The 19,979-nt window shown below is 67.7% G+C and carries 18 protein-coding genes; 14 read left to right on the top strand and 4 right to left on the bottom strand.

The features are described 5' to 3' along the window. Nucleotides 1-8: 8 nt before the first annotated feature. On the bottom strand, nt 9-2,054 hold the full coding sequence (fusA, locus tag CSC78_RS13480; RefSeq protein WP_162338380.1) for an elongation factor G: 2,046 nt from the start codon (nt 2,052-2,054) through the stop codon (nt 9-11). Between the two features lie 206 nt (nt 2,055-2,260). Here fusA and CSC78_RS13475 point away from each other — a divergent pair, with 206 nt between their 5' ends. The 4 genes from CSC78_RS13475 (at nt 2,261) to CSC78_RS13460 (ending at nt 5,974) form a co-directional block, all read left to right on the top strand. Beyond that, nucleotides 2,261-2,695, top strand: a complete 435-nt coding sequence (locus CSC78_RS13475; protein WP_162338379.1) for an OsmC family protein — start codon at nt 2,261-2,263, stop codon at nt 2,693-2,695. After that, on the top strand, nt 2,692-3,387 hold the full coding sequence (locus CSC78_RS13470; RefSeq protein ID WP_162338378.1) for an alpha/beta hydrolase: 696 nt from the start codon (nt 2,692-2,694) through the stop codon (nt 3,385-3,387). The genes CSC78_RS13475 and CSC78_RS13470 overlap by 4 nt, the downstream gene beginning before the upstream one ends. Nucleotides 3,388-3,457: 70 nt before the next feature. Continuing rightward, the gene (locus CSC78_RS13465; protein ID WP_162338377.1) at nt 3,458-4,171 is read left to right on the top strand and encodes a glycine zipper 2TM domain-containing protein; all 714 of its coding nucleotides are present in this window, start codon (nt 3,458-3,460) and stop codon (nt 4,169-4,171) included. Between the two features lie 138 nt (nt 4,172-4,309). Beyond that, a complete protein-coding gene (locus tag CSC78_RS13460) occupies nt 4,310-5,974 on the top strand; it encodes an amidohydrolase (protein WP_162338376.1) in 1,665 nt (554 codons plus the stop codon). A gap of 152 nt (nt 5,975-6,126) precedes the next feature. Here CSC78_RS13460 and CSC78_RS13455 read toward each other — a convergent pair whose 3' ends face one another. Next, nucleotides 6,127-7,005, bottom strand: a complete 879-nt coding sequence (locus CSC78_RS13455; RefSeq protein WP_162338375.1) for a PhzF family phenazine biosynthesis protein — start codon at nt 7,003-7,005, stop codon at nt 6,127-6,129. Nucleotides 7,006-7,036: 31 nt separating this feature from the next. Beyond that, the gene (locus CSC78_RS13450) at nt 7,037-7,915 is read right to left on the bottom strand and encodes a PhzF family phenazine biosynthesis protein (RefSeq protein WP_162338374.1); all 879 of its coding nucleotides are present in this window, start codon (nt 7,913-7,915) and stop codon (nt 7,037-7,039) included. 88 nt (nt 7,916-8,003) lie between these two features. Here CSC78_RS13450 and CSC78_RS13445 point away from each other — a divergent pair, with 88 nt between their 5' ends. The 5 genes from CSC78_RS13445 to CSC78_RS13425 all read left to right on the top strand — a co-directional run bounded on the left by CSC78_RS13445 (nt 8,004) and on the right by CSC78_RS13425 (nt 14,696). Beyond that, the gene (locus CSC78_RS13445) at nt 8,004-10,634 is read left to right on the top strand and encodes a bifunctional aspartate kinase/diaminopimelate decarboxylase (RefSeq protein WP_162338373.1); all 2,631 of its coding nucleotides are present in this window, start codon (nt 8,004-8,006) and stop codon (nt 10,632-10,634) included. After that, nucleotides 10,618-11,109 (top strand): hypothetical protein, encoded by a 492-nt coding sequence (locus CSC78_RS13440; protein WP_162338372.1) that lies wholly within the window; start codon nt 10,618-10,620, stop codon nt 11,107-11,109. Before CSC78_RS13445 ends, CSC78_RS13440 begins: the two co-directional genes overlap by 17 nt. Next, nucleotides 11,106-12,461 (top strand): UDP-N-acetyl-alpha-D-muramoyl-L-alanyl-L-glutamate epimerase, encoded by a 1,356-nt coding sequence (murL, locus tag CSC78_RS13435; RefSeq protein ID WP_162338371.1) that lies wholly within the window; start codon nt 11,106-11,108, stop codon nt 12,459-12,461. Before CSC78_RS13440 ends, murL begins: the two co-directional genes overlap by 4 nt. Then, the gene (gene murD, locus CSC78_RS13430) at nt 12,442-13,845 is read left to right on the top strand and encodes a UDP-N-acetylmuramoyl-L-alanine--D-glutamate ligase (RefSeq protein ID WP_162338370.1); all 1,404 of its coding nucleotides are present in this window, start codon (nt 12,442-12,444) and stop codon (nt 13,843-13,845) included. Before murL ends, murD begins: the two co-directional genes overlap by 20 nt. Nucleotides 13,846-13,916: 71 nt before the next feature. Continuing rightward, on the top strand, nt 13,917-14,696 hold the full coding sequence (locus tag CSC78_RS13425) for a dienelactone hydrolase family protein (protein ID WP_162338369.1): 780 nt from the start codon (nt 13,917-13,919) through the stop codon (nt 14,694-14,696). Between the two features lie 13 nt (nt 14,697-14,709). On the opposite strand, the gene CSC78_RS13420 is transcribed toward CSC78_RS13425, so the two are convergent. Further along, a complete protein-coding gene (locus CSC78_RS13420; RefSeq protein ID WP_162338368.1) occupies nt 14,710-15,708 on the bottom strand; it encodes a polyprenyl synthetase family protein in 999 nt (332 codons plus the stop codon). A 153-nt stretch (nt 15,709-15,861) separates the two neighbouring features. Here CSC78_RS13420 and ssb point away from each other — a divergent pair, with 153 nt between their 5' ends. From ssb to rfbD, 5 genes are read left to right on the top strand one after another with little or no spacing between them, the layout of a single operon-like run. Continuing rightward, entirely contained in the window at nt 15,862-16,362 is a 501-nt protein-coding gene (ssb, locus tag CSC78_RS13415) for a single-stranded DNA-binding protein (RefSeq protein ID WP_162338367.1), read from the top strand. 53 nt (nt 16,363-16,415) lie between these two features. Continuing rightward, the gene (gene rfbB, locus CSC78_RS13410; protein WP_162338366.1) at nt 16,416-17,489 is read left to right on the top strand and encodes a dTDP-glucose 4,6-dehydratase; all 1,074 of its coding nucleotides are present in this window, start codon (nt 16,416-16,418) and stop codon (nt 17,487-17,489) included. Then, the gene (gene rfbA / locus CSC78_RS13405) at nt 17,486-18,370 is read left to right on the top strand and encodes a glucose-1-phosphate thymidylyltransferase RfbA (RefSeq protein ID WP_162338365.1); all 885 of its coding nucleotides are present in this window, start codon (nt 17,486-17,488) and stop codon (nt 18,368-18,370) included. Before rfbB ends, rfbA begins: the two co-directional genes overlap by 4 nt. Next, nucleotides 18,370-18,927, top strand: coding sequence for a dTDP-4-dehydrorhamnose 3,5-epimerase (gene rfbC, locus CSC78_RS13400; RefSeq protein ID WP_162338364.1), 558 nt, complete (start codon nt 18,370-18,372; stop codon nt 18,925-18,927). Before rfbA ends, rfbC begins: the two co-directional genes overlap by 1 nt. Continuing rightward, nucleotides 18,924-19,832, top strand: a complete 909-nt coding sequence (gene rfbD / locus CSC78_RS13395; RefSeq protein ID WP_162338363.1) for a dTDP-4-dehydrorhamnose reductase — start codon at nt 18,924-18,926, stop codon at nt 19,830-19,832. The genes rfbC and rfbD overlap by 4 nt, the downstream gene beginning before the upstream one ends. Nucleotides 19,833-19,979 lie beyond the last annotated feature (147 nt).

Here is a 19,979-nt window from a genome sequence, read left to right as displayed (position 1 = left end):
TGCGACGCTCAATCGTCGTCGTGCCGCGGCTTGTAGGCGTCCACCAGCTTCTGCTGGACGCCAGGCGGCACCGGCTCGTAGTGGCTGAAATCCAGGCGGTAGCGTCCCTGGCCGGCGGTCATCGCTTTCAGTTCCGCAGCGTAGCCCTCCAGTTCCGCCAACGGTACCTGAGCCCTTACCACGATCTCGCCGCGCGTCGCGTCGGTGCCGTTGATGCGGGCGCGCTTGCCGGCCAGGCTGCCGGTGATATCGCCGACCTGCGCTTCGGGCACGGCGACTTCCAGGTCGACCACCGGCTCCAGTACCTGCGGCCGCGCCTTGGCGATGGCGTCGAGGAAGGCCTTCTTGCCGGCGGCGACGAACGCGACCTCCTTGCTGTCCACCGCGTGGTGCTTGCCGTCATGGACGACCACGCGGATGTCCTGCAGCGGATAACCCGCCACCGCGCCACTGCCCAGCACCTGGCGCACGCCTTTTTCCACGGCCGGCAGGAACTGCCCGGGGATGGTGCCGCCTTTCACTTCGTCGACGAACTCGAAACCGGCGCCACGCGGCAGCGGCTCGATGCGCAGGGCGACCTCGCCGAACTGCCCGGCGCCGCCGGTCTGCTTCTTGTGGCGATGGTGGCCTTCGGCCTTGGCGCCGATGGTCTCGCGGTAGGCGATGCGCGGCGGCCGCGTCTTCACTTCCACGCCGTGCCGTTCCTTCAACCGCTCCAGCATCACGCGCAGGTGCAGGTCGGACAGGCCGTGGATGACGGTCTCGTTCAACTCGGGCTGGTGCTCGACGACGAAGGCGGGATCCTCTTCGGCCAGTTTCTGCAGGGCGATGGACAGTTTCTGTTCCTGGCCCTTGCTGGCCGCCTCGATCGCCAGGCCGAACATCGGCTTCGGAAACGCCACTGGCGCCAGGTGGATGTGATCCTCGTCGTGGCTGTCGTGCAGCACCGCATCGAAGTGCAGGTCGTCGACCTTGGCCACGGCGGCGATGTCGCCGGGAATGGCCTGCTCGACTTCCACGTGGTCCTTGCCCTTGAGCTTGAACAGGTGGCCGACCTTGAACGGCTTCTTGCCGTCATCGACGAACAGCTGCGTGTCCTTCTTCAGCGTGCCCTGGTACACGCGGAAGATGCCCAGCTTGCCGACGAAGGGATCGTTGACGATCTTGAAGACGTCGGCGATGACGTGCGCACGCGGGTCGGGAACCGCTTCGATCCGTTGCTGGCCGCTGCCGTTGGACTTCACGAACGGTGGCGGGTTGGCTTCTGCCGGATTCGGAAACAGCCGTTCGGCCACGTCCAGCAGTTCCTTCACGCCGACGCCGGTACGCGCGGACGCGAAACACACCGGCACCAGATGTCCTTCGCGCAGGCACTGCTCGAAGGCGTCGTGCAGTTCCTCGCCGGACAGGCCGCCTTCGCCCAGGTCCAGGTAGTGCTCCATCACCGTCTCGTTGATCTCGACGACCTGGTCGATGATCTTCTGGTGCCAGTCGGCGACCGCGCCGAGGTCGGAATCGCCGGCCGATTGCCAGAAGCAGTCGATCACGGCCTTGCCATCCTGCGCGGGGAGATTGAGCGGCAGCACTTCCGGCCCGAACTCCTCGCGCAGCGCGGCCAGCACGCCGGCCGCGTCGGCGCCTTCGTGGTCGATCTTGTTGATGACGATGGCGCGGCACAGGTTGCGCTCGCGGGCGCGTTCCATCAGGCGGCGGGTGCCGTGGGCGACGCCGCTGTCGGCATCGACCACGATCAGTGCGGTATCCACCGCGGAGAACGCCGACAGCGTGGGGCCGCGGAATTCCGGATAGCCGGGCGTGTCGATCAGGTTGACGTGCATGCCGCCGTGGTCGGTGCTGGCGATGGCGGTGTCGATGGAATGGCCGCGGGCCTTCTCGATTGGATCGTGGTCCGAGACCGTGGTACCGCGCTCGATGGTGCCTGCCACCTGGAGGGCGCCGCCGGCATGCAGCAGGGCTTCGAACAAGGTTGTTTTGCCGGCGCCGGGGTGGCCCGCCAGGGCCACGTTGCGGATCTGTTGCGTGCTGTACGACATGAGGCCGTTCCTCCCGAAGGTTGGGGTCGAAGGGCCGTCATGGCTGTCCGGGCTGAGCGCATCCCGTGAGCGTGGCGCTCGGCGGGCGGTCATGGCGGACGGCCAGCATCGGCACGTGGGTGGGCGGGGTCAAGCCGCACTGCGGTACATGCCGTGAACATCCGCGGGTGTACCCTGCGCTCCCCTGACCCTGATGGAGCACGACCATGGCTTTGAAGCGTTATGCGGATGCGGTGTGGAGCGGCGACCTGCAGTCCGGCAAGGGCACGTTGAGCACGCCGCAGAGCGGCCTGTTCGAAGGCCAGAACTATTCCTTCAAGACGCGCTTCGGCGACGAGAAGGGCACCAATCCGGAGGAACTGCTGGCGGCGGCGCATGCCGGTTGCTTCACCATGGCGCTGTCGGCGGTGCTGGGCAAGGCCGGCTTCACGCCGGACAAGCTGCAGACGCGCGCCGAGGCGACGATGGAGCCGGGCATGGATCCGGGCCCGACCGTCACCGCGATCAAGCTGACTGTGTCGGCCAGCGTGCCGGACATCAGCGCCGCGCAGTTCGAGGAGATCGCCCAGCAGGCGAAGGCCGGCTGCGTGATCTCGCGCGCCCTGTCGGTGCCGGTGTCACTGGAGGCGACGCTGCTTTGACCGCCATCCGGGCCGCGCTGCTGGTGCATGGCGCCGGCGGTGGCGGCTGGGAATGGAACGTGTGGCGCGGCGTGTTCGAGGCGAAGGGCATCGCCGTCGCCGCGCCGGATCTGCAGCCGGTGGCCGCGGGACTCGCGGCCACCGGCTTCGACGATTACCTGCAGCAGGTGCGCGACGCGTTGTCGGTAATGCCGCGGCCACGCGTCGTGGTCGGCGCCAGCCTGGGTGGTCTGCTGGCGCTCCACGTGGCTGAGGCCGCGGATGCGGTCGTACTCGTGAATCCGCTGCCGCCGGCGCCGTGGCATTCGGACCTGATCGTGCGCACCTGGCCGGACATCGTCCCGTGGCATCGCCAAGCGCGCCTCGACGGTACACGGCGTGCGTTGCCGGATGCCGACGAGGCGACGGCGCTGTTCGCCTTCCGCCACTGGCGCGATGAGTCCGGTGCGGTGCTGCGTCATGCGTATGCGGGCGACGAGATCGCGCGGCCCGCGTGTCCGGTGCTGCTCGTGCTGTCGCAGGTCGATGACGACGTCCCGCCATCGATCCCATCGGCGATGGCGGCCGCATGGTCGTCCGATGTGCTGCAAACGGTGTCTCCCTCCCATGTCGGGCCACTGCTGGACCGGCACGCGACCGGCATCGCCGCGCAAGCTGTCGAATGGCTAAACCACGCGGTTCAGGTCGGTTGAGTTCAGCCCGATTTCACCCGGGCGGGCCGAGCATGCGTCCACGCCAATCCGGCGTGGGGGAGTACCCGACATGAAGCGTCTTTCCGCCGCCGTGATGGCCGTGGGCCTGTTGGCCGCCGGCGTGGCATCCGCGCAGACCTCACGGCAGTACGGTACGTCCGACCGCTACGGCGACGAACCCTATTACGACTACGCACGCGTTGTCCGCGTCGATCCCGTCATCGAAGGCGGTTACCGCGATGCGCGAAGCACGACGTCGCAACGGTGCTACTACCGCGATGCCGATGATGTCTATGCGCGCGACGGGTATCGCGACGATGGGTATTCGAATCGCGGCTACGGCGATGTCTACGACAATGGCGACTACCGCGATGTCTACGGGCAGAACGGATATGGCGACCGGCGCACGACCTCCGGCGGAACCGAGGCCGGTCGCACGGTGGCTACGGTGATCGGCGGCATCGCCGGTGCGGTGCTGGGCAGCAAGGTCGGCGACGGCAGCGGTCGCTACGTCGGCACGGCGGTCGGTTCGATGGTCGGCGGCATGGCGGGCCGTTCCATCTACCACAACAACCAGCGCAACCGCCAGGTGCAGCGCGGCCAGGTGCGAGTCTGTGATCCCGTGCCGGTGAGCGACGGCCGCTATGGCGATGACTACTACGGCGACGGACGCGTATCCGGTTACGACGTCACCTATGAATACGGCGGCCGCACCTACCACACCCGCACCGGTTACCACCCCGGCGAGCGGATGCGCGTGCGCGTGGACGTGCGCCCCGAATGACCGTCGCGTTGCGCGGAAACCCGGGGCGGTAAGCAGGGGAATGCCGCGAAAGGGGCCGCAAGGCCCCTTTTTTGCTGCCGTTGCCGTCGTGCGCCGCACCGCGCATAGTCCACCGCTGGATCAGCGTGGGAGCGAGGCATGCGGCATCTGGCATGGGGAATGGGCGGGCTGTTGATGTGCGCGGGTGCCGTGCAGGCACAGGTGCAGGTGGTGACGGCGGCGCGTGTGCACACGTCCGATGCCTCACGGCCCGTCGCGGAAGCGATGGCATGGGATGCCGACGGGCGCATCCTGGCCGTTGGCGGCGCGCGCGAACTGCTTGCGCGCTATCCGGATGCGACACGCATCGACGCCGCCGGCAAGACGGTGATCCCCGGCCTGATCGATGCGCATGGCCATGTCATGGGGCTGGGATACGCCTTGATGCGCGCCGACCTGGTGGATGCCGAGGACAAGGCGGAAGTGATCGCGCGCCTGCGCGCGTTCGAAAAGCAACTGCCGCCGAATGCCTGGCTGCTGGGTGGCGGCTGGGACCAGAACGACTGGCCGGAGAGGACGTTCCCGACCGCGGCGGATCTCGATGCCGCATTCCCCGATCGCTCGGTCTGGCTCGAGCGCGTGGATGGCCATGCCGGCTGGGCGAACAGTGCGGCCCTGCGTGCGGTGGCCGCGAAGGCGCCGCGTCCGCTGGGCGGCGACTGGCAACCGGACGGCGGGCGCATCGAGCGCATTGATGGCAAGCCGAGCGGTGTGTTCGTCGATGCCGCGATGGTGCTGGTCAATGCCGTGGTGCCGGCGCCCGATGCGGCCTACCGTCGGCAGGCACTGGAGAAGGCCACGCAGGCGGCGGTGCAAAATGGCCTGACCGGCGTGCACGACATGGGCGTGTCGCGCGAGGATCTGGCACTGATGAAGCAGTTCGCCGACGAAGGTCGCCTGCCACTGCGCATCGATGCCTATGCGGACGGCGATGGCGCCGCACTGGCCGACCTGTGCGCGCAGGGCCCATATCGCCATGCCGGCGGTCGCCTGCAGATGACCGGCGTGAAGCTGTATGCCGATGGCGCGTTGGGCAGTCGCGGTGCCGCGCTGCTGGAGGACTACAGCGACGATCCCGGCAATCGCGGCCTGCTGGTGACCGAGCCGGCGGCGCTGGAGGTCGCCATGCGCAAGGCACGAGACTGCAAGGTGCAGGTGGCGACGCATGCGATCGGCGACCGCGGCAATCGACTGGTGCTGGATGCCTACCAGCGCGTGCTGGGCGATGCCGCCAAGACCGACCATCGCTGGCGCATCGAGCATGCGCAGGTGGTGGCGCCGGAAGAATTCCCGCGCTTCGCCGCCCTCGGCGTGATCGCCTCGATGCAGCCGACGCATGCCACGTCCGACATGCCATGGGCGCAGGATCGTCTGGGGCCGGTGCGCATCACCGTCGCCTATGCGTGGCAGCGGTTGCAGGGGAGTGGTGTGAAGCTGGCGCTGGGCTCGGATTTCCCGGTGGAGTCGGTGGACCCGCGGCGCGGCCTGCATGCAGCGGTGACAAGGCAGGACGGCAAGGATCACCCCGACGGCGGGTGGATGCCGGACCAACGTTTGAGCGCTGCTGAGGCATTGCGCGGATTCACCGCGGATGCCGCATGGGCAGGGCACGACGAGAAAGCGGTGGGCCGGCTCGCGCCGGGTCTGCACGCCGATTTCGTCATCCTGGACGAGGATCCGCTGGCGATTCCGGGCGAGCAACTCGACGACCTGCATGTCCGTTCGACCTGGGTCGACGGCAAGCCTGTCTACGAGGCGAAGTAGATCTCAGGCTTCTGTAGGAGCGACGTGAGTCGCGACCGTGCAGTCGAACGCATCCGGGACAGGGCTGACCTGCATGCGCTTGTCCCATGCATCTGCAGCAGAGAGGGTCCGCGGTCGCGACTTACGTCGCTCCTACAAAAAACCGGATGCCACTACCAGTCGATCTCACCGGTCACGATGGTACGCACATGGCCGCCGGACCACACGTCGCCCGCGTCGTCCACGCGCAGTTGAAGGCGCGCGTCGTAGCCGACTTCGCGGCCCTGGCTGACGATGTAGCGGCCGTCGCGGCCGGGCAGCGCATCGCGCGCCGCCAGCCAGGCCGCCAGCGTCGCGTTGGCGGCACCGGAGGCGGCATCCTCGAATGCGGCAGGCGCGCCGACGAAGGCACGTACGGCCAGGTCATACGGCTGCCCAGGCGTGCGTGCGTACGCACAGACACCCATGCTTTCGCTGGCACGGGCGAGCGCGCCAATGGCTTCCCAGTCCGGTATCGCTCCACGCAGTGCGGCCTCGTCGCGCACCTCCGCCAGCCACCAGCGGCGACCACCGTCGACCAGGGCGGGCGGCAGGTCGCCGGCAGGTAAAGTTGCGAGGGTTGCACGCAGCACATCATCGGAAGCCGGCTCACCGATCTTCACGACGTGTGCCCGCGGCGTGCGAACGGCGATCGTGCGCGAGGCGCCTTCGCCATCCACGCACAGCGGCAGCACGCCGGCTGCGCCTTCCTGCATCAGCAGGCCGTCGACGGGCGAGGCGAGGCCGGCATCGAGCACGACATGGGCGGTGCCGACGCTGGGGTGGCCCGCGAACGGTACTTCGCGGCGCGGGCTGAACATGCGCACGGCATAGCTCGCGCCCGGCTGAGTGGGGGCGAACACGAACGTGGTTTCCGGCAGGCGCGTCCAGCGGGCGATGGCCTGCATGGCGGCGTCGTCGAGGCCGGCGGCGTCGAGGACGACGGCCAGCGGGTTGCCGGCGCCGGGGCGGTCGGCGAATACGTCCAGCTGGACGTAGCGGCGGAGGGTCATGGGGGACGTGGTCGCGTGGGGGCCGCGCAGCTTACCAAGTCACCCGGCCGTCGATGACCAACTGCACCTGACCGCCGATCCAGACTTCGCCCTCGTCATCGACCTGCAAGGCGACGCGACCGTCGCGGCCGAGTTCGCGCCCCTGGCTGGCGGTATAGCACCGGTCGTTGCCGGGCAGCGCGTCGGCGGCGTGGAGTGCGGCAGCAATGCACGCGTTGACGCTGCCGGTGACCGGATCTTCCGGGATGTTGTCGGCCGGGCAGAAGGCACGCACGGCGAGGTCAGGGTCGGTGCCCGCCGGCGTGCGGCCGAAGACCGCCAGGCCGACGGCCGCGGTCGCCTGCGTCAGCGCGGCGATGGCAGGCAGGTCGGGCGCCAGGCGCCGGACGGCATCGGCGTCCTCCGTTTCAACGAGCCACCACGAAGGTCCGTTGTTCCAGAGGGCGGGGGCCAGGCCCGCGATGGGAAGGTGCGCGACCACGGCGTCCAAGAGGGCAGGCGATGCTGTTGCATCGACGCGACGTGCGCGCGGTGCCCGCAACCGGATCGCCCGCTGGCGTCCGCTGCCGTCGATACGGATCGGCAGCAGGCCGGCCGCGCATTCCTGCACCAGCCTGTCCGCGTCATCGGTCAGGCCGGCCTCCAGCGCCACCCAGGCGGCGCCGACGCTCGGATGCCCCGCGAACGGCAGCTCCTGCCGCGGGGTGAAGATGCGGATGCGGTAGCTGGCGTGCGGGGTGGTCGGCGTCAGGAAGAAGATGGTTTCGGACAGGTTGGTCCAAGCCGCGAACGCCTGCATGCGGTCGGTATCCCAGCCATCGGCATCCATGACCACCCCCAGTGGGTTGCCCGCGCCGGGACGATCGGCGAATACGTCGACCTGCAGATAGCGGTGGGAGGTTCGTTGCATGCGGTACGGTCCGGTCGGGCCCGGGAGCTTGGGCTAGAATCGACGGTTCACGCCCGAAGGGTTCGGGCATCCCACCCCCATTCTATCCATGCCCTCTGCCACCCCCGCGTCTGATCGTTGGATCGTCCTCAAGTTCGGCGGCACCTCGGTGTCGCGTCGCCACCGCTGGAACACGATCGGTACGCTGGCGAAAAAACGGGCGGACGAGAACGAGGCCCGGATCCTCGTGGTGGTATCGGCGCTGTCCGGCGTGACCAACGAACTGACCGCGATCGCCGACGGCGCCGCGGACAGCGCCGAGCGCGTGGCGACGCTAGAGCAGCGCCACCGTGAGTTCCTCGCGGAACTGGAGCTCGACGCCGATGCCGTGCTGGGCGATCGCCTGGCCGCGTTGCGCAACCTGCTCACGGATCCGCGTGCCGCGAGTCGCACCTTGGACTGGCAGGCCGAGGTGCTGGGGCAGGGCGAACTGCTTTCCTCGACGATCGGCGTCGCCTACCTGCGCGCGCAGGGCCTAGATTTCGGCTGGGTCGACGCGCGGCACTGGCTGCAGGCGAACTTCCTGCCCAACCAGAGCCCGTGGGCGCAGCGGCTGTCGGTGTCGTGCAATACCGCGCCCGACCAGGACTGGCGCCGTGCGTTCGCCGGCCAGGCGAACCGGATGCTGCTGACCCAGGGTTTCATCTCGCGGCACGCCGACGGCGGTACCGCCATCCTCGGCCGCGGCGGCTCGGATACGTCGGCGGCATACTTCGGCGCCCTGCTCGGTGCGCAGCGCGTGGAAATCTGGACCGACGTGCCCGGCATGTTCAGCGCCAACCCACGCGAAGTGCCCGACGCACGCCTGCTGACACGACTGGACTATTACGAGGCGCAGGAAATCGCGACGACCGGCGCCAAGGTCCTGCACCCGCGCTCGATCAAGCCCTGCCGCGATGCCGGCGTGGCGATGGCGATCCTCGACACCGAGCGTCCCGAACTGCCCGGCACCACCATCGACGGCACGGCATTGACCGTGCCCGGCGTGAAAGCGGTCAGTCGCCGCAACGGCATCGTGCTGGTGTCGATGGAAGGCATCGGCATGTGGCAGCAGGTCGGCTTCCTGGCGGACGTGTTCGCGCGCTTCAAGAAGCATGGCCTGTCGGTGGACCTGATCGGCTCCTCGGAGACCAACGTCACCGTGTCGCTGGATCCCAGCGAAAACCTGGTCAACACCGACGTGCTGGCCGCGCTGTCTGCCGACTTGGCCGAGATTTGCCGGGTCAAGGTGATCGCGCCGTGCACGGCGATTACCCTGGTCGGGCGCGGCATGCGTTCGCTGCTGCACAAGCTGTCGGACGTGTGGGCGATGTTCGGCCGCGAGCGGGTGCACCTGATCTCGCAGTCGTCGAACGATCTCAACCTGACCTTCGTCATCGACGAAGCCGACGCCGACGGCATGCTTCCGCTGCTGCACGAGGCGCTGATCGAAAGCGGCGCGATGCCGGCCGACGAGGCCAGCGTGTTCGGGCCCAGTTGGCGCGAGATCAACGGCGCCGTGCGCCACCGCGGCGTGCGCTGGTGGAGCGCGCCGTCCGCGCGCGATCGGCTGCTGTCCCTGGCACAGGGCGAAACGCCGCGTTACGTCTACGACCTGGACGTCGTGCGTGCGCGGGCCCGCGCGTTGGCCGCGATCACCGCGGTGGATCGGCGCTTCTTCGCCATCAAGGCCAACTCGCATCCGACTATCCTGCGGGCGCTGGTGGAAGAAGGCTTTGGTCTGGAATGCGTCTCGCGGGGCGAACTGGAGCGCGTGTTCGAGATTGCGCCGTCGCTGCCGATGGAGCGCGTGCTGTTCACACCGAGTTTCGCGCCGCGCGCCGAGTACGCGTTCGCGCTTGAGCGCGGCATCAACGTCACCCTCGACAATGTCGAGGCGCTGCAGCAATGGCCTGAGGTGTTCCGCGGACGCCGGCTGTGGCTGCGCGTGGACCTGGGTCGCGGCGACGGCCACCACGACAAGGTCAAGACGGGCGGCAAGAGCTCGAAGTTCGGCCTGCCGTTGGCCAAGCTGGACGAATTCCTCGCCGCGGCGCGTGCGATCGACGTGCGCATCACCGGCCTCCACGCGCACCTCGGCAGTGGCGTGGAAAGCGCGCAGCACTGGAACCAGATCGCCGATGAGCTGGGTGGACTGGCCGACCAGATCGGCACCATCGAGACGATCGACATCGGCGGCGGCCTGCCGATTCCGTATGCCGAAGGGGACGAGCCGTTCGACCTGGCGGCGTGGGGCGAAGGCCTGGCCGCGATCAAGGCCGCTTATCCGGCCTACCAGCTTGTCATCGAGCCGGGTCGCTACCTGGTCGCCGAATCGGGCGTCCTGCTGGCGCACGTCACCCAGGTCGTCGAGAAGCTCGGCATCCGTCGTGTCGGCAGCGATGCCGGCATGCACACGCTGATCCGCCCGGCGCTGTACGACGCCTGGCACGACGTGGCCAACCTGTCGCGCCTGGACGACACCGAACAGGAACCGTTCGACGTGGTCGGTCCGATCTGCGAGTCGAGCGACATCTTCGGCAAGCGCCGCAAGCTGGCCTCGGCGACGGCCGAAGGCGATGTGCTGCTGTTCTCCGATGCAGGTGCCTACGGATTCGTGATGGCCAGCCATTACAACCTGCGTGGTCTGCCGGCAGAGGACGTCATCGAAGGAGTGTCCGGCGATGTCGCCGCGGGCTGAGTTCATCGGAGCCAGCCTGCTGGTTGCCGCGGTGCTGACGGTCGGCATCGCGTGGCTGGTGGGGGTGGAGCGTCATGCCGGCATGCGGGACGTCGCCTCCGCGCTGCGCATCGCGCCTGCCGTACTGCTGGCAGCGGGTGTAGGGGCCTGGTTTTCCACCCGCTGGCATGGGCGCGTCGTGGCGATGGGCCGCCACTGGAAGCCGGGAGGCATGACGCTGCGTACCTTGCTGGTGGTGTTCCTGCTGTTCCCGCTGGCGCTCGCCGCCTGGGCGGCGGTCACGCTGGCGATCGACCAGATGGCCGCCGCGAGTCCGGGCAACCTGCGGGAATCCCTGGCCTGGTTGCCGATCATCGTCTTTTATGGCTCGCTGGCGGCGATCGTGTTCGGCGCCGCACCCGCGTTCCTCCTTGAATACTTCGCCTGCCGTCGCTACCTGCGACGGCAGGCCGTTCCTTGTACGGACCCCGCATGACGAACTTCGACAAATCCGCCATCCGCGCCTTCCGCTTCGTCCGCTGTTCCTTCGAGACGGAAACCGGCGTCGCGCGGCTGGTGTACGCCTTCGACGACGGCCCGGAGCTGACGGAAACCGTCACGATTCCCGGCGCGCCGTTCACGCTGGATGCCACGCGCACGCAGGCGGTCGAGCAGGCAGTGCGCCTGCTGCACCTCATCACTGGCGTCAGCTATTACAAGGCGGCGGTGCCCAGCGAGATCCGCATCGACGGCTATGCCATCGACGCAGCGACCGCCGTGCTGATGGAGCAGGTCTACGTGCACGGGCTGGGCGAGTTCGCCTACCGCAACGGCCTGAGCCTGCATGGCCGTGTGCGTTTCCCGGTCGGCGCTCAGGCGCAGTCCCGCGCGCCCGCCGCTGGCCTACATGAGCATGCGCTGGTCGCCATCGGCGGCGGCAAGGATTCGCTGGTCAGCATCGAGGCGCTGCGGGGTGCCGGCGTCGACCAGACGGTGACGTGGATCGGCGGTTCGCAGCTGATCGCGGCCTGCGCAGCGCGTACGGGCCTGCCCACGCTCAACATCGGCCGTGCGCTGGCGCCGGAGCTGTTCGAGTACAACCGCCAGGGTGCGTGGAACGGGCATATCCCGGTCACCGCGATCAACTCGGCGATCATGGTGCTGGCCGCGCTGCTGCACGGCGTGGACCAGGTGGTGTTCTCCAACGAGCGCTCGGCCAGCTACGGCAGCATGATTCCCGGCACCGGCGAAGTGAACCACCAGTGGTCGAAGGGTTGGGCCTTCGAGCAGGCGTTCGGCGACTATGTCCAGTCGCATGTCGCCGCGGATCTGCATTACTACTCGTTGCTGCGCCCGCTCTCGGAGCTGGCGGTGGCGCGGCAGTTCGCGCGCACCGACCACTACGACGCGCATTTCTCCAGTTGCAACCGCAATTTCCACCTGCTCGGCGAGCGCCCGACCAACCGCTGGTGCGGCGTGTGCCCGAAGTGCCACTTCGTGTTCCTGGCGCTGGCGCCGTTCATGCCCAAGCCGCGCCTGGTCGGCATCTTCGGCCGCAACCTGCTGGATGACGTGAACCAGACGGGTGGGTTCGATGCGTTGCTGGAGTACCAGGACCACAAGCCGTTCGAATGCGTTGGCGAGGGCCAGGAGTCGCGTGCGGCGATGGCGACGCTCGGCGACCGGCCGGAATGGCGCGAGGACGCGATCGTTGCGCGCTTCAACCACGAGATCCGCCCGCAGCTCGATGCCGCGGAACTGGCGGTGGCGCCGTTGCTGGAAATCGGCGGCGAACACCGCATTCCCGCCGCGCTGTGGGAGCGCCTGCGTGCGAATTTCGCAGCTTGAGGGCAAGCGTGTCGCCCTCTGGGGCTGGGGTCGCGAAGGCCGTGCCGCCTATCTCGCGGTACGTTCGCGCCTGCTTTCGATGCCGCTGACGCTGTTCTGCAGCGAGGCGGAAGCCGTCGAGGCCGCCGCGCTGGACGACAAACTGCTCTCTGTCGAGACACAGGCGACGGCAGAGCGGCTGTCGGCGTTCGATGTTGTCATCAAGTCGCCTGGCATCAGTCCCAATGGACCGGCAGCGGTGGCGGCCACGGCGTCGGGCACGCGCTTCATCGGTGGCACCAGCCTGTGGTTCGCCGAGCATGCGGGCGACAACGGTGTGGTCTCGAACACCTTCTGCGTCACCGGCACCAAGGGCAAGAGCACCACGACCTCGCTGCTGGCGCATCTGTTGCGCGCCTCCGGGCGCCGCACCGCACTGGTCGGCAATATCGGCGTGCCGATGCTGGAAGTGCTGGATCCGCAGCCAGCGCCGGAGGCGTGGGCCATCGAGCTGTCGAGCTACCAGACCGGCGATGTCGCGGTGAGCGGTGCGCATCCCGATGTCGCCGTCGTGCTGAACCTGTTCCCGGAACACCTGGACTGGCACGGCAGTGAAGCGCGCTACATCGAGGACAAGCTGAAGCTCGTCACCGACGCGCACCCGCGCATTGCCGTGCTCAATGCGGCCGACCCGCGGCTGGCCGCACTCCGGTTGCCGAACAGCGAGATCCGCTGGTTCAACCGCGCGGACGGTTGGCATCTTCGCGAGGATGACCTGTACCGCGGCGATGTGTTCGTCATGGACACGCGTCCGTTGCCGCTGCCCGGTCGCCACAACCGCAGTAATCTCTGTGCGGTGCTGACCGCGCTGGAAGCGACGGGCATCGAAGCACGACCGCTGGCGGCGCACGCGCAGTCGTTCCGTCCGCTGCCGAACCGCCTGCAAGTGATGGGCACGCGCGACGGGATCACCTGGGTCAACGACTCGATCAGCACCACGCCACACGCCACGCTGGCCGCACTGGACTGTTTCGCCGGCCGGCGTATCGCGCTGCTGGTTGGCGGGCACGACCGCGGCGTGGACTGGTCCGAGTTTGCCGAGCACATGCGCGACGGTGCGCCCGCAACCATCGTCACGATGGGGGCCAACGGCCCGCGCATCCATGCCCTGCTTGCGCCGGTGGCGCAGGAGGCCGGCTTCACGCTGATGGCCGCCGGGACGTTGCCGGAGGCGGTCGCTGCCGCACGGGCGGCCCTGGGCGAAGGCGGCGTCGTGCTGCTGTCGCCTGGCGCGCCGAGCTTCGGCCAGTACAAGGACTACGTCGCGCGTGGCCGTCATTTTGCCGAACTGGCGGGCTTCGACCCGGACGCCATCACGGCGATTCCCGGTCTCGGGATCGCCTGACGTCACCTGCTGTCGACGCCGCCGCAAGCATGCGGTCTTACACTCGGCAGGTCCCCCACGAGGAGCCTGCCATGCGCCGCCTGTTACTGCCCTGCCTGCTGTCCCTGCTGTGGTCGCCCGCGCTGCTGGCGGCGCCGGTCGCCAAGCCCGTTGAATGGAAGATCGGTAGCGATACGTTCTCCGGCTACCTCGTCTACGACGACAGCGTGAAGATCCCGCGCCCGGGCCTGGTGATGGTGCCGAACTGGAAGGGCGTCAACGAGTCCGCAATCGAGAAGGCGCATCTCGTCGCCGGCAACGACTACGTGGTGCTGGTCGCCGACGTCTACGGCAAGGGCATCCGACCGAAGACCGATGCCGAGGCCGGTCCGGTCGCCACCGCGATGCGCGCCGACCGTCCGAAGCTGCGGGCCCGGGTCCAGAAGGCCGTCGAGGTATTGAAGCAGCAGCCCGCCACGCTGGTGGACCACGCACGCATCGGTGCGTTTGGCTATTGCTTCGGCGGCAGCACGGTACTGGAACTGGTGCGTGCCGGTGACGCACTCGCCGGCGTGGTCAGCCTGCACGGCGGATTGGCGACCGATCTTCCTGCGGCGGGGCCCGTGAAGACGCCGGTGATGGTGCTCAACGGCGGCGACGATACCTATGTCTCGGCTGCGGAGATCACGGCGTTCCAGGACGAAATGCGCAAGGCCGGCGCCGACTGGCAGTTCGTCAACTTCAGCGGCGCCGTGCATTGCTTCGCCGAGTCCGACGCGCAGAACCCGCCCGGCTGCGTCTACCACGAGCGCTCGGCAAAGCGTGCCTACCGGATGATGGCGGACTTCTTCGCCGAGGTGTTCGCGAAGTGATGCGGTGCGCGGGTCAGTGCCCGCGCTCCACCGCGTAGCGCGCCAGGCCGCGCAGGGCGGCCAGGGCATCGGACTCGGGCAGGCCATCGAGCGCCTGCTCGGCCAGCGTGGCGTAGTGATGCGCGCGCTCGCGGCTGTAGTCCAGGCCGCCGGTCGCGCGGATGGCGGCCAGCACTTCGGGCATGGCACCCGCGTCGCCTTCCTGCACGATGGTGCGCAGGCGATCGGCGGTGGCGGCGTCGGAGTGGCGGATCGCATGGATCAGGGGCAGCGTCGCCTTGCCTTCGGCCAGGTCGTCACCGAGGTTCTTGCCCAGTGCTTCGGCGTCGGCCGTGTAGTCGAGCACGTCGTCGGCGATCTGGAAGGCATAGCCCAGCGCCATGCCGTAGTCGTAGAGCTTCTGCGGGACGTTGCCTGCCGCGCCCGATGCCATCGCGCCCAGCTGCGTGCCGGCGGCGAACAGGACGGCCGTCTTGCGCTCGATCACGCGCAGGTAGGCGGCCTCGTCGGTATCGGGGTTGTGGACGTGCAGCAGCTGCAGCACTTCGCCTTCGGCGATGCGGTTGGTGGTATCGGCCAGCAGGCGCATCACGTCCATGCGGTCCAGTTCCACCATCAGCTGGAAACTGCGCGAATACAGGAAGTCGCCGACCAGCACGCTGGGCGCATTTCCCCACAGCGCATTGGCCGTGCTGCGGCCGCGGCGCAGGTCGGACTCGTCCACGACGTCGTCGTGCAGCAGGGTGGAGGTGTGGATGAACTCGATGATGGCCGCCAGCTGGTGGTGGTCCGCTGTGGTCGGCCCGCAGGCCTGGCCGGCCAGCACCACCAGCATCGGCCGCAGGCGCTTGCCGCCCGCCGAGATGATGTGGTCGGCGATCTGGTTGATCAGCACCACGTCCGACGCCAGCCGCGCCCGGATCAGGGCATCGACGGCGGCCATGTCGGCCTGGGCGAGCGATTGGATGCCGGACAGGGCGAGGGCGGGGCGGGGCGATTCGACGACGGACATAGGACGATGGGCCGGGAAGTCGCGGAATTATAGGCGTCCGCGTGCGGTAATGCCCTATATGAGAGTCGGCGAAAGGCCGATGGCAGGTGCCCGGCAGGTATACTCCACTGGTCTTTGCCCGCGCTCGGCGGGCATCCCTGAACGGATATCGATATGGCCCGCGGCATCAACAAAGTCATCCTGGTCGGCAACCTCGGCAACGACCCCGAAACCCGCTACACGCAGGGCGGCATGGCGATCACGCGGATCAGCCTGGCCACCACCAGCGTGCGCAAGGACAAGGACGGCAACCAGCAGGAACGCACCGAATGGCACCGCGTGGTGTTCTTCGGCAAGCTCGGCGAGATCGCCGGCGAATACCTGCGCAAGGGCAGTTCGGTGTACGTCGAGGGCTCGATCCGCTACGACAAGTACACCGGCCAGGACGGTCAGGAGAAGTACTCCACCGACATCATCGCCGACGAGATGCAGATGCTCGGCGGCCGCGAAGGCGGCGGTGGTGGTGGCATGGGTGGCGGCGACCGTCCGGCGCGTACGCCGCGCCAGGAGTACGGCAACCAGGGCGGTGGTGGCGGCCAGCGTCGCCAGGCGCCTGCGCCTGCTTCCCAGCCGGCGCCGATGGACGACTTCGCGGATGACGACATTCCGTTCTGACGAGCTCGCGTGTCAGCAACACACTGCCGGCATCATGGTGAGGAGTACTGACGGTGTCGACATGGCTGGTGACCGGCGGCGCCGGTTTCATTGGTGGGAACTTCGTCCTGCGCGCCATCGCGCAGGGCGTGAAAGTCGTCAACCTGGACGCCCTGACCTATGCGGGCAATCTGGATACGCTGGCGTCGGTTCTGGACGATCCCCTGCACGTGTTCGTGCAAGGCGACATCGGTGACCGCGAACAGGTGTTTCGACTGCTGCTGGAACACCAACCCGAAGCCGTGATCAATTTCGCGGCGGAGAGCCACGTCGACCGGTCCATCGATGGGCCTGCCGCTTTCGTCCGGACCAATGTAGTAGGCACACTCGGCCTGCTAGAAGCGACGCGCGATTACTGGAAGGCGTTGGAAGGCGAGCGCAGCGAGCGGTTCCGCTTTCTGCACGTGTCCACCGACGAGGTATACGGCTCCCTCGGAGACACCGGCACGTTTACCGAAACGACGCCGTATGCGCCCAATTCCCCGTATTCCGCATCCAAGGCCGCGTCCGATCATCTGGTGCGTGCGTTCCACCATACGTACGGGTTGCCAGTCCTGACGACCAATTGTTCCAACAACTACGGTCCCTACCATTTCCCCGAGAAGCTGATCCCGCTGATCATCGCCCGGGCCCTCGCCGGCGAACCGCTACCGGTGTACGGCGACGGAAAGCACGTGCGCGACTGGCTTTTCGTCGGCGATCACTGCAGTGCGATCCACAGCGTGCTGGAAAAGGGGAGGGTAGGCGAGACCTACAACGTCGGTGGCAACGCCGAGAAGCAGAACATCGAGGTCGTCCATACGATCTGCGAGTTGCTCGATGCCCGCATGCCGCGCGGGGACGGTAAGCCACGCAGCAGCCAGATCGCCTTCGTCGCCGACCGGCCGGGGCATGATCGCCGCTACGCGATCGACGCGTCGAAGCTGCGGGACGAACTCGGCTGGGAGCCGGCATACACCTTCGAGCAGGGCATCGCGGAGACCGTCGACTGGTACCTGGCCAACCAGTCCTGGGTGGAGCGCGTCCTTGACGGCAGCTACAGGCTGGAACGCATCGGCACGGCTGCGCAAGGAGACGGGAATACATGACCACGCGAAAAGGCATCATCCTCGCCGGCGGGTCCGGTACGCGCCTGTACCCGTTGACCCATGCGGTCAGCAAGCAACTGCTGCCGGTATACGACAAGCCGATGATCTACTATCCGCTGAGCGTCCTGATGCTGGCGGGCATCCGCGACGTGCTGATCATCAACACGCCGCACGAACAGCCGCTGTTCCGGACATTGCTCGGCGATGGCACGCAATGGGGCATGAATTTCACCTATGCGATGCAGGAACGTCCCGATGGCCTGGCGCAGGCCTACCTGATCGGTCGTGACTTCGTGGCGGACGGCCCCAGTTGCCTGGTCCTGGGCGACAACATCTTCCATGGCCACGGCCTGACCGAGATGCTGAAGCGCGCCGACGCTAGACCCTCGGGCGCCACCGTGTTTGGTTATTGGGTAAACGATCCGCAGCGGTATGGCGTCGCTGAATTCGATGCCGTCGGCAGGGTGGTGGGGATCGAGGAGAAGCCGGCCACGCCACGATCCAATTATGCGATCACGGGACTTTACTTCTACGACGGTCGCGCCAGCGACTACGCGGCCTCGTTGAAACCGTCCGCGCGTGGCGAATTCGAGATCACCGATCTCAATCGCTGCTACCTCGATGCCGGCGATCTCCACCTGGAGACGCTGGGACGCGGCCATGCATGGCTCGATACGGGTACCCCACAGTCCCTCCTCGAGGCTTCGAACTTCATCGGCACCATCGAGGCGCGGCAGGGCCTTCGCGTCTGCTGTCCCGAGGAGATCGCATTCGGGAACGGCTGGATCGATGCCGCGCAGTTGGAGAGGCTCGCGGCCCACCACGGCAAGAGCGGCTACGGGGACTACCTCTTGTCCCTCTTGAAGCGTGGTGCAGCCTGATGCGAATTGTGGAGACGTCCCTGCCGGGGTGCCTTGTGATCGAGCCCGCCGTGTTCGAAGACGAGCGCGGTGCTTTCTTCGAGGCATGGAATGCAAGGAAGTTCGCGCAGCATGGCCTGCCAACGTCGTTCGTCCAAAGCAACGTCGCTTCTTCGTCTCGCGGCGTCCTGCGCGGACTGCACTACCAGTGGCCGAACCCTCAAGGAAAACTGGTCGGCGTGCTGGAAGGCGAAGTGTATGACGTGGCGGTCGACGTCCGTCCGGGATCGCCGCGGTTCGGTCATTGGACGGCCGTCGTCCTGAGCGCGATGAACCGCCGCCAGATGTGGATCCCCGAAGGCTTTGCGCACGGGTATCTGGTGCTGTCTGAACGCGCGGTCTTCAGCTATCTCTGCACTGCGCCGTACGACAGCACGGCGGACGCTGCCGTCCGCTGGGATGATCCAGCTCTCGCCATCGATTGGCCCGCGGCTGAGCCGGTGCTGTCGCCGAAGGACCGGAATGCGCCCTTGCTGGCAAACATCGCGCCGGAGCGTTTGCCGGACTGCAAACCATGAAAATCCTCCTGCTTGGCGCGAATGGCCAAGTCGGGCATGAGCTGCGACGCAGTCTGGCGGCTTTGGGAAATATCGTGGCGACAACACGGTCCGGTGAACTGCCGGATGGCGGGCGTTGCGAGATCGCCGACTTCGACCGTCCGGACACGCTCGCCGAGCTTGTGCAGCGCATTGCGCCCGTCGCCGTCGTCAATGCGGCTGCGTACACGGCGGTGGACAAGGCCGAAGACGAAGAAGCTGCTGCATTCCGTGCCAATGCGGAGGCACCGGGCATCCTGGCGCAGGCCTGTGCTGAGCGCGGTATCCCGTTCGTCCATTACTCGACCGACTACGTGTTCGACGGGCAAGGCACCCATCCTTACCGCGAAGACCAGGCGACGAGGCCGCTGGGTGTCTATGGCGCCAGCAAGCTTGCCGGTGAAGAGGCGGTCCGTCAGGCGGGCGACGGGCACCTGATCCTGCGCACAGCGTGGGTCTATGGCGGACGCGGCCACAACTTCCTGCGGACGATGTTGCGGCTCGGTGCCGAACGGGATGAGCTGCGTGTCGTGGCGGACCAGCGTGGGACGCCGACGCCGGCCTACCTGATCGCTGATGTCACCGCGGCGCTGCTGAAGGATGGCACCGCACCGCGAGGTACCTATCACCTGACGGCGGGCGGCGAGACCAGCTGGCACGGCTTCGCGACGGCCATCCTGGACGGGGCGGCCGAGCGGGGGCTGGTTTCGCGGGCGCCGCATGTCGTGCCCATCACGACGGCCGATTTCCCGACGCGTGCGAGGAGGCCGGCGTATTCGCGTCTGGACGTTGCAAAGCTGGAGGGCGCGCTGGGCTTCTCGATGCCCGACTGGCGGGAAAGCCTGTCCACGGTGCTCGATGGACTTGCCGGGAGTCGGGCCTCGTAGACCTCACCGCTTCCTGGTTCGATCGCGGGTTCGCCGCGTCAGGGCTATCGTCCGCGCCTCGAGGGACGCCATCGATGGGCATTGCCGAAGAGCCTCGCTTTACACGTATTCCGCCGGCTGGGTGGGCCTCCACGACCTGCCCACGGC

This window comes from Pseudoxanthomonas japonensis (assembly GCF_010093445.1).
GTDB classification, from domain to species: domain Bacteria; phylum Pseudomonadota; class Gammaproteobacteria; order Xanthomonadales; family Xanthomonadaceae; genus Pseudoxanthomonas_A; species Pseudoxanthomonas_A japonensis.
The sequence above is the reverse complement of the archived record's forward strand: the minus strand, read 5'-3'. Positions and strand labels throughout refer to the sequence as shown.

Bases quoted from the DNA above. Each gene is read 5' to 3' on its own strand.
- CSC78_RS13440 (WP_162338372.1), top strand. From the start codon at position 10,618: ATGTCGCCGCGGGCTGAGTTCATCGGAGCCAGCCTGCTGGTTGCCGCG.
- rfbD (WP_162338363.1), top strand. From the start codon at position 18,924: ATGAAAATCCTCCTGCTTGGCGCGAATGGCCAAGTCGGGCATGAGCTG.
- fusA (WP_162338380.1), bottom strand. From the start codon at position 2,054: ATGTCGTACAGCACGCAACAGATCCGCAACGTGGCCCTGGCGGGCCAC.
- CSC78_RS13425 (WP_162338369.1), top strand. From the start codon at position 13,917: ATGCGCCGCCTGTTACTGCCCTGCCTGCTGTCCCTGCTGTGGTCGCCC.
- CSC78_RS13445 (WP_162338373.1), top strand. From the start codon at position 8,004: ATGCCCTCTGCCACCCCCGCGTCTGATCGTTGGATCGTCCTCAAGTTC.
- CSC78_RS13455 (WP_162338375.1), bottom strand. From the start codon at position 7,005: ATGACCCTCCGCCGCTACGTCCAGCTGGACGTATTCGCCGACCGCCCC.
- murL (WP_162338371.1), top strand. From the start codon at position 11,106: ATGACGAACTTCGACAAATCCGCCATCCGCGCCTTCCGCTTCGTCCGC.
- CSC78_RS13465 (WP_162338377.1), top strand. From the start codon at position 3,458: ATGAAGCGTCTTTCCGCCGCCGTGATGGCCGTGGGCCTGTTGGCCGCC.
- CSC78_RS13420 (WP_162338368.1), bottom strand. From the start codon at position 15,708: ATGTCCGTCGTCGAATCGCCCCGCCCCGCCCTCGCCCTGTCCGGCATC.
- rfbC (WP_162338364.1), top strand. From the start codon at position 18,370: ATGCGAATTGTGGAGACGTCCCTGCCGGGGTGCCTTGTGATCGAGCCC.
- CSC78_RS13460 (WP_162338376.1), top strand. From the start codon at position 4,310: ATGCGGCATCTGGCATGGGGAATGGGCGGGCTGTTGATGTGCGCGGGT.
- ssb (WP_162338367.1), top strand. From the start codon at position 15,862: ATGGCCCGCGGCATCAACAAAGTCATCCTGGTCGGCAACCTCGGCAAC.
- rfbA (WP_162338365.1), top strand. From the start codon at position 17,486: ATGACCACGCGAAAAGGCATCATCCTCGCCGGCGGGTCCGGTACGCGC.
- CSC78_RS13450 (WP_162338374.1), bottom strand. From the start codon at position 7,915: ATGCAACGAACCTCCCACCGCTATCTGCAGGTCGACGTATTCGCCGAT.
- CSC78_RS13475 (WP_162338379.1), top strand. From the start codon at position 2,261: ATGGCTTTGAAGCGTTATGCGGATGCGGTGTGGAGCGGCGACCTGCAG.